This is a genomic window from Patescibacteria group bacterium (genome assembly GCA_034659915.1).
In the GTDB taxonomy this organism is placed as follows: Bacteria; Patescibacteriota; WWE3; order JAUXAW01; family JAYEID01; genus JAYEID01.
The window spans coordinates 1-7,821 of sequence record JAYEID010000026.1 but is presented as its reverse complement, the minus strand read 5'-3'; the positions used below and the strand labels follow the sequence as shown (position 1 = coordinate 7,821).

Genomic DNA, 7,821 nt, shown 5'->3' with positions numbered 1-7,821 from the left:
ATTCCGCAATCCGCAATCCGCTATCAGCAATTAACAATCAACAATAAGCAATTATTTTCCACCTCCCTTTATTCTTTATTCCTTATTCCTTATTCCTTATCTCTTATTTAATATTTCGTATTTATTTGGAGCTTAGAGTTTAGAATTTCGTATTTACTATTCCTTAACCAATATTTATTATCTTTCCAATGTTTCTATGTTTTTATACTTTTATGTTCTTGCTTACTACTAACTACTATCTTTAGCTATATACTTGAAAAAACAGGTAGTTAATGTATAATTAGATTACCGTAGACAGTGAGTTCCCGTGAGGGACTAATTTTTGCTCACCGAGGTAAACACCAAATTTGTTATTATTCTAGTTTTGTTGTTTATCCCGCGTGAGCGGGATTTCTTTTTTTTATAGCGAATTAGCTACGAATAATTAAGGTATAAATTCTATTTATGCTACGAATTGGCTACGAATACTACAAATACTTTACGAATAAGATAAGGAATTGGGATAGCGAATCTGTTACAAATAATTAAGGTATAAATTCTATTTATGCTACGAATTGGCTACGAATACTACAAATATGTTACGAATAAGGCAAGAAATTAGTATGGCAAATAAGCTACGAATAAGAGAGAAATTAACTGGAGAATCCTGCGAGGTTTAACTTGTTTAATCCTTGGAGGTTTCGTTAAATTAAGGGGGAGACAAGAAAATTAGTAGTATTGGTAGTAAATTTGTTTTAATTAGTAGAATATTAGCTGTTATGGATTTAGAAGAAAAAAAACAATTAGTAAAAGATTTAAAAAAAGAGCTGAAAAAAGCTAAAAGTGTTACTTTTGTCGATTTTTCCGGATTAGGTGCGGGTGTTTTGGATAACCTTCGTGGGCAACTTTTGGAGCAGGATGCTCAAATTAGAGTGGCAAAAAATACATTAATAACCCGTGCTTTAGACAATTTTGACTTTAATTTGGAAGGTCCAACAGCGCTGGTTTTTTCATTTGGAGATGCTCTTAAAGGCATAAAAGTTGTGTCTAACTTTCAAGAGGAAGCTGGTAATTTAGAGTTTAAGGGTGGAGTGTTTGAAGGAGCTTTAGTATCTGGTTCAGAAGTTTTGGAATTGGCAGAGATTCCTGGAAGGGAAATGCTCTTAGCGCAGTTCTCATCTCTTCTAAATGCTCCTTTACAGAGGTTTGTTGCTAATGCTAGCGCACCATTGCAAAGATTTGGAAATGACTTACGTTCCATGTCGAAGGAGAGCTAGATTCACATTTCTTTATTGGCGTCGATTCGTGTCTATTTTTAATTAGCGTCAATTTGCGTTTTTTAATCAGCGCAAATCCATATAGATAGAATTTATACCGTTTTATCAGCGTAAATCAGTAATTCTGAATGGGGGTGAAAATAATTATATGGCAGAAGAAGAAAAAGAAGAAGTAAAAGAACAAGAAATAGAGCTTAGCGAAAATGCAGAAAAAGTTCTTGAACTAGTTTCTGAGATGAGTGTTTTGGAACTTTCTCGGTTGGTTAAAGCTTTAGAAAATAAATTTGATATCCAACCAATGGCTGCTGCAGTCCCTGCAGCTGGTGGGAATGGTGGAAATGGGGAGGAAGAGGGAGAAGAAAAATCAGCCTACAGTGTAGTGCTCAAGAGTGGGGGAGATAAAAAGATTGCTACTATCAAAGCTATTCGGAAAGTTGACCAAAGCTTGGGCCTTAAGGAAGCCAAAGAGCTAGTAGAGAACGCTCCCAAGACAATTGCGGAGGATATGCCAGCAGAGGAAGCAAAGGAAGCTAAGAAGACTCTAGAAGAGGCTGGAGCAGAAGTTGAGTTGGAGTAATATACTGAGAAGTTTGCAAGAAACCATCGCCACTAGTTGGTGGTTTTTTGTGTTGGTGGGAAGTGGTAAGCAGTAAGCATGTAAACGTAGAGCATAGAAACATAAAAACAAAAACCGATTGCTTATTGTTGATTGTTAATTGCTGATAGCGGAAAGAAATTATCTCCTACGGAGATGAAATTAAGAGAAATTACTTCCTTCGGAAGTGAAATTGGGAGAAATTACGGGAAGATAAGAGATGGGGGATAATAGATACTAAATACAAAATACTAAATACGGATTACGAGTTACCAATTCCTGCCTGCTGGCAGGTCTAGTCTCCAGTTCCTATTTACTTACTACTTGATGCTTGCTACTTACTACTAGCTACTTGATGTTGGCTACTCTCCAAACGGTGAAAACGATGAGCCCTCGACTTGTGGTTTGGGCTCGGCAGAGGGGGAAGATTCTTCTTGTTCAGTTTCTGTACCTTCTTCTAGCGCTTCTTTTTCATCTTTACCTAGCTTAGATTTAATATTTTCCAACTCTTGCTCAACTCTTGTGCGGTCTTCGTGGTCTAAAGGAAGAATGGTAAGCACATTTTCCAATGCTTGAGCAGCTTTAGGAAACTTCTCCTCCCTTTGGTAAGCTTGTGCGAGGTTGTACCAGCCAGGCGCATAGCGTGGTCTTATTTGGACAGCTGTTCGGAAGTTTAGAATAGCTTCTTCAAAATCTCCTTGGGAGAGGTAGAGTGCGCCTCTTTGTGTTCTTAGCTCGGGGTTAAGTGAGTCTAGTTTTATAGCTTGCCCGTAAGCAATTAAAGCCCAATCTTCTGATCCATCTAGTAAACCTGTGAAGCTTTGGTATGTTTGGGCAAGGTTAAGCCAGGTAGTGGCATCAAGCTGGTTTAAAGAAATAGCTTGTTTAGCCTGGTCAATACTTTGTTGTACCAGACTATTTATTTGGTTTTGCAACTGCTCTTGCTGCTTTTCAAGGTCTTCTTGGGATTGTTTCGAGCTTTGCTGTTGCATTTGCTGGTTGAAATCTTGGATGTAGGACTGCACTAAAAGCCTATTAACAGTTGCAAAAGCTGTCCGGTAAGAAACTTTCTTTGGGTTAGCTTGGATTGCTCTTTGCTGGAGGTTGTAAGTTTGGATACCATCGTTGTTTTGGAATGCTTTTAGCGACTGATGGTAGTAAAACTCACCTTGATAAGCGCGGAAAGTAAGGTAGGTGATTCCACCCGCAAGGGCAAGAGCAATAAGGAACCTGGTTGAAGCTTTTATTAGCCAAAAGCCTTTTGTTTTACCCACGTCGCTTATAGCTAGGAACGTGAAAAGCAGAAGCCAAGAGAGTGCAGAGGATGAGAGAAAAACCTGAATTATTAAAATGCTGATAAGTCCTATATGGCTGAAATCTAACTTCTCCTCGCTCCTAAGTTTTCCAAGAATATGAGTAACTGCCTTGACAGCAATAAGAAGCCAAATCCCAAGCCCCAAAATTCCCAGTGTAGTTAAGGTGTGGAAAGGTATGTTAGAAGAATTGCCAAATATAACTTGCCAAAGCGATATTCTTTCAATTTCTAACGGTTTGAACCTTCGAAAAGCAGAATCAAAATTCCCTGGTCCCACCCCGATGAAGGTGCTTTTTACACTGTTTCCTAGGGAATTGGTGGCAATTTTCCACCCAAACCTGTAAGGAAGGTTTATATAAGGACCGCTTTCTTGTAGAGCCTGTGGCTCTAGAGCAGGATCTTGGGAAAGTTTTGCTCTTGCATTTTGGTAGTTTATGCTAAATAAGGCTATGGCAGTCAAAATTACAGGAATGATAATCCCGATAGTAACCGCTTCCATGGTTGAAATGGTTTCCTTTGTGGATTTTTTAAATTCTTGCTGAGAGTATTTTACTAAAAGAAACGCAGCAAGGGCGAAGGTAACTAATAACCAAGTGAGTTGGGCAAACTGTGATCCTGTCGGGGTCCATGTTTCAGGGTTAATATTTTCCCAAGGCAGCACGTGCGCGAGGATTCCTACATTTCCCAAAATAGAAATGAGGGAAAGGAGTAGGGAGGAGCCTAAAAGGGGATAAAAAATGTAGCGGAAAGAAAAATCTTCAATTTGGGTTACGAAAAAGTAAATAAAGGAAAGTCCTAGGAAAAGCGCCCCATCTCCCATCAACCCTTCCATAAAGCCGGGATTCAAGAAAAGGCTCAGTGCGGTTACCACTAGAAGTCCGCAGATAAGGGGCAGGGTTCCCTTTCTCTTTACTTTGATTGAACTTTCTTTCTTAAAAACGCTTACGCTAGACCAGACAAGCATAAGAATTATTCCCGTAGCAAGGATTAGCACTCTTTTGTTCCAGGAATAGAAATCTGGTGTAATTGGCAGGAAAAATAGGGGAACTGTAAAAATAAAAATTGCGGTAATCCAGTGAGTTAGATTGGTTTTTAAATTATTTGTCTTTTCCATTTGTACTTTCATATTTTAATAGACAGCTTTTCTTCTATCAACTAGTAGTCTCTAGTATCTAGTCTAGTAACGAGTAACTAGTAGTTAGCATTAAGCATTAAGCACCAAGCATTAAGCAGTTAGTATTAAGTATCTTCTAAACCTTCTCTTATTCTCTTAATTGAGCCGTTTATTAGTTTGCTTACTTCAATGGATTTTTCAGCAAGGTTGTCGAAATCTTTCTTTTCTAAGTAGCCCACATCTTTTGCCACTAGGAGTTGGTTTTGAAGTTCGTTTAAAGAGCCCAAAGCCATAATTAGGAATTTGATTTTTGCTTTTTTGGAGCGTCGAGAAAACCCCTCAGCAATGTTGGAAGTAATTGAGACCACACATCTTCTTAGTTGGCTTGTGAGCGCATACAGTTCCTCTTTGGGGAATCTGCTCGTTACGTTATATATTTCTTTTACCAATTCATGTCCTCTTTTCCAGGAAATAAGATCTGTAAGGCTTTTAATCTTTTCGTTTGTCATAGGAATTCGCTACTTACTACTTACTGCTTGTTACTTTCTACTAATTTACTACCCACCAATCAAAAGTTATATCTGCGGATGCCGGGCTGTCTATGCTAATAATGAAGTAACCCCCAGTTTCGTTTTTGTTCCACACATAAGGGCTTTGTCCGTTGGTGGGACTGGTTGGTGTTAGGAAGACTTTAGAATCTTCCGTTAAGGCGTTTGTTTTTATCTGAACTTGTTGTCTTCCCTCATTAATTTGGCCGCTACCAATAGATTCTGTTGGTTCTGCTTCTGCCGATTCCGTAGCTTCTTTAACATTTAGTTTAGTAAAGGTTGCCTCACCCCTCGAATCAATAGAAGCAACCTCTTGCTGTTCGCCGTTTAATATCTTGAACCTGGACGGCGGCCCCTCTGATCCGCGTGTATCCTCTTCTTCTGTTTCTGATTCGTGTAAATCCTCTTCATCCTCCTCATTCGCGTCAATTAGTGTTGGTTCTTCTAGTTGGACAGCTAGGTCTCCTTGGTTAAAAGGTGTGATGATGTCGGTTTCTACCTTGGGACTGCCGATTATCCTTGCGAAGAAGCGTCCGGTATTATCCAGGTAGGCGAGTACTCTCCCCGCAACCTTTATTTCAAAGACATTCCTTACCTTTTGGTAAGCTTCGCGCAAACTTTCGCTAATTTTTGCTGTTAATTCTTTTGAATCATCTTCTTCGTGTTCATTCGTGTCAATTAGTGTTGGCACTGCACTAGTGGTGGATTCGAATTGTGTTATCTCGTCAATTTCTTCGGTGGAAAGATCCTTGTTTTCTATTTCAAATTTGTGGGTAGCAGAAACAGTACCCTCTCTGCTTAAAACTAGGGAATCTTTTTGTAAACGCAAGTCTCCTGCCAAGTTATCAACCTTATCGCCATCTCTAATAAAGAATGTACCCCCTTGTGAGAAATCGCCAGCCACAGTGGTGTTGTTGGTAATCATATCGTCCAGGAAGTACGACTTACCCTTCACAGTAAGCTCTCCCGATACTGTGGCTTCCCCGCCCAACTCTTCTCCGCGCAAATCCTCCTCCAATCCGCGGGAATCCGTATCTTCCTCCTCTTCGGTTGCATTGGAATCTGAACCATCTAGAAGTTCGCCGAAGACACTCTTCACGTCTAGGTTTTCCACTTTTAAGTTTTTAACCCGCAACGTGCCGGAAACAGTAGCCTCTTTAGTTTCTAGCTGATCCCCGTTGATATTATCCGCTTCTACTTCGCCTGCTTTGAGCTTACCGCTAATATTAGCTTCCCTTGTGCTAATTTTGCCTTTGACCTCCGCATCTCCCGCCACTGCTAAATCTCCAAAGAGGGAAGTGCTCTTCTTTTCCGTGTTAAACTCCGCCGCCTTTTCCCCTTCTTTATTCTTGATGCTTACTACTTGATGCTTACTACTTGTTACTATTTCCCCCGTCTCCACCACCGGGCTGGTTATCTTATTTGCCACCTCCAAATCTTCTATCTTTGCTCTATCTGCAATTATGTTTTGGGCAAGGATGTTTGTTGTATCTAAGAGCCCGCTTTTTACTCTTCCCACTGCCAGCCCCGCAAAATTGCCGATTCTGGTAACCACGTCTCCTGTCTGATTTACTACTTGATACTCGCTACTTGCTACTTGATTCTTATCCAACACTCCGTTGTAGGTGTCATCTCCGTTGTTGATGTGTACACTTCCGCTATCAGTAAGATAAACTTGTGGATCGTTCCAGGTTGGATCTACAAAGATTTCAATTTCTCCACAAGTTAAGTCAGATGGGGTTTCGGCTGGACAATCGACTATTTTATTTTCGTCATCGATAAGATCAAAATCTTCCAACGCTGTTCCAATGATCTTCCCGGCTTTAGTTGATTTCATGCCAATGTTGGTTAAGGAAGAAGAAGAAATTAAGTCACCTTTTTTAATAATTCCGTTTTCTGTTGATACTTTAAGTTTAGTTTTCCCCGGTTCAGCGTAGCCAGTTTCATATACTGAATCAAATAATGATAATTTGTTTTCTCTTTTTTTCTTTAATTGGTCTAAGTTAAGTAAAGCTAGTTGGCCGTAAGAGATATGGTGAGGTTCTCCTTCAGCGTTATACTGAACAATATAAGGCATTATTTCATTTGTGTCTTCGGCAATCATGCCAATATCCTTTTGTTCTGTATCTTCTTGCCATTTGTAGTGGTAAGCTAGAAGTTCTAGGTCGTACACTTTATCTGAATCAACGAGATCTCTAAACGGCACAAAATTCTTCTTTGCATCTCTTTGTGAGATCCAGTAATCAAGACCTACATACGCACTGTTTCCGATTGAATTTCCTTCAAGGTAGTTACTACCCGGGATGTCTGTTCTAAATATAAATTTATCATTGTTTACCCCATCAAAACTTATTAGTCGATCAACATGAAGCTCTCCCGACTCACTAAGCCACATTTTGGTTGCGGGATTTGATGTTGTATTGGCGATATCAAAGCGTAGGGTGGAGCTGTTTCTTCTTATATCTGCTCTTTGGCCACCAACCTCTTCAAAAAAAATAATTCCTGGATTTCCGTCTGGTGTAGACAACTGAACCTTAAGATCTGAATCACTAGAGGATTCAAATTGTATTCCCTCGCCAACCACCTCTAAGGTAGTACTTGGGTTCACCGTCCCGATGCCGACCTTGCCGGTAGAATCTACGACCATTCTTGCCGCACCGGCAGTTCCATCTCTAATTAAAAAGTTTCCTCCACCTTCTTCAGCGCCATTAGCCGTTGACCCAATATCCCAAATCCTTCCTCCAGTGGAAGTTGCGGTAAAGCGCATTCGTGTCCCAAGGCTATGAGCGCTTTCGAGATGAAGTGGTTCAGCATCACCACTACCCGTGCCTGTTTTGACATGAAGACTTCTTCCCGGACTCGTCGTCCCGATGCCGACGTTGCCGTTGCTGTCCACCCTTATCCTCTGATTACCTGCCCCGTCAGCAATAATAATATTTTTCTGCAAGTCTGCCGCCAACCCGCCAACCTGCGCTCCGATAATCGTGTTGTAA

General features: G+C 40.4%; 5 protein-coding genes and 1 other annotated feature. Of the genes, 2 read left to right on the top strand and 3 right to left on the bottom strand.

Annotated elements, in window-relative coordinates; translation table 11 throughout:
• Positions 1-270 precede the first annotated feature (270 nt).
• Positions 271-405 (top strand) — a sequence feature (ribosomal protein L10 leader region).
• Between the two features lie 353 nt (positions 406-758).
• Entirely contained in the window at positions 759-1,256 is a 498-nt protein-coding gene (gene rplJ / locus U9M98_03975; GenBank protein MEA2020839.1) for a 50S ribosomal protein L10, read from the top strand.
• Positions 1,257-1,404: 148 nt separating this feature from the next.
• Positions 1,405-1,833, top strand: a complete 429-nt coding sequence (gene rplL, locus U9M98_03970; GenBank protein ID MEA2020838.1) for a 50S ribosomal protein L7/L12 — start codon at positions 1,405-1,407, stop codon at positions 1,831-1,833.
• A gap of 380 nt (positions 1,834-2,213) precedes the next feature.
• Here the strand turns inward: rplL and U9M98_03965 are convergent, their stop codons facing one another.
• From U9M98_03965 to U9M98_03955, 3 genes are all read right to left on the bottom strand, one after another.
• Positions 2,214-4,292: a tetratricopeptide repeat protein gene (locus tag U9M98_03965; protein ID MEA2020837.1), complete on the bottom strand. Its 2,079-nt coding sequence runs from the start codon at positions 4,290-4,292 to the stop codon at positions 2,214-2,216.
• Positions 4,293-4,405: 113 nt separating this feature from the next.
• A complete protein-coding gene (locus U9M98_03960; protein MEA2020836.1) occupies positions 4,406-4,789 on the bottom strand; it encodes a four helix bundle protein in 384 nt (127 codons plus the stop codon).
• A 40-nt stretch (positions 4,790-4,829) separates the two neighbouring features.
• Positions 4,830-7,821, bottom strand: a 2,992-nt coding sequence (locus tag U9M98_03955; protein ID MEA2020835.1) for a hypothetical protein, incomplete at its 5' end; no start/stop codon positions are given.